Here is a 767-nt window from a genome sequence, read left to right as displayed (position 1 = left end):
GGCCATGTCCCAGCAGCCCCCGTCCGACGACCGACCCGCAGCCGACGCCCCCGACGCCCCCGGGGTGATCCGCTGGGAGCGGGATCCCGACGACGGCTCCGGGCCCGGTGTCGTCACCCTGGTGCTGGACGATCCCGCCCGCGCCACCAACACGATGAACCCCCGCTTCACCGCCGCGTTCACGGCCGCCGTGGACCGGTTGGAGGCCGAGCGCGACACGATCACCGGTGTGATCGTCACCTCCGGGAAGTCCACCTTCTTCGCGGGCGGGGATCTGCGGCGCCTCGTGGAGATCGGTCCCGACCGGGCGGAGGAGGTCTTCGACGGGGCGATGGCCATCAAGCGCGCCATGCGCCGTCTGGAGACCCTGGGCCGCCCGGTGGTGGCGGCGATGAACGGCAGCGCGCTGGGCGGCGGTTACGAGATCGCCCTCGCCTGTCACCACCGCCTGCTCCTCGACACCCCCGGGTGCCGGGTCGGGCTGCCCGAGGTGACCCTGGGGCTGCTGCCCGGTACCGGCGGGGTGGTGCGCTCGGTGCGCCTGCTGGGCATCACCGGCGCCCTGTCCACGCTCCTGCTGGAGGGGCGGCGGTACAGCCCGGCCCACGCCCTGGAACAGGGCCTGGTGGACGAGGTGGTCGACGACCCGGCCGAACTGCTCTCCCGGGCCCGCGCGTGGATCGCGGCGCACCCCGACGCCCGTCAGCCCTGGGACACCCCCGGTCATCGCACTACCCCGTCCCCTCTACACACCTACGAACCCCGTA

1 protein-coding gene is annotated in these 767 nt (G+C 73.8%); it reads left to right on the top strand.

The genetic code is table 11. The features are described from left to right. Nucleotides 1-4: 4 nt before the first annotated feature. A partial coding sequence (locus FNQ90_RS25575) for an enoyl-CoA hydratase/isomerase family protein (protein ID WP_182608481.1) occupies nt 5-767 on the top strand: 763 nt, incomplete at its 3' end.

Origin of the sequence: Streptomyces alkaliphilus (assembly GCF_014141535.1) — a bacterium.
Classification (GTDB): domain Bacteria; phylum Actinomycetota; class Actinomycetes; order Streptomycetales; family Streptomycetaceae; genus Streptomyces; species Streptomyces alkaliphilus.
Note: the sequence above shows the minus strand (reverse complement) of the source record. Positions and strands in the feature narration are given on the sequence as shown.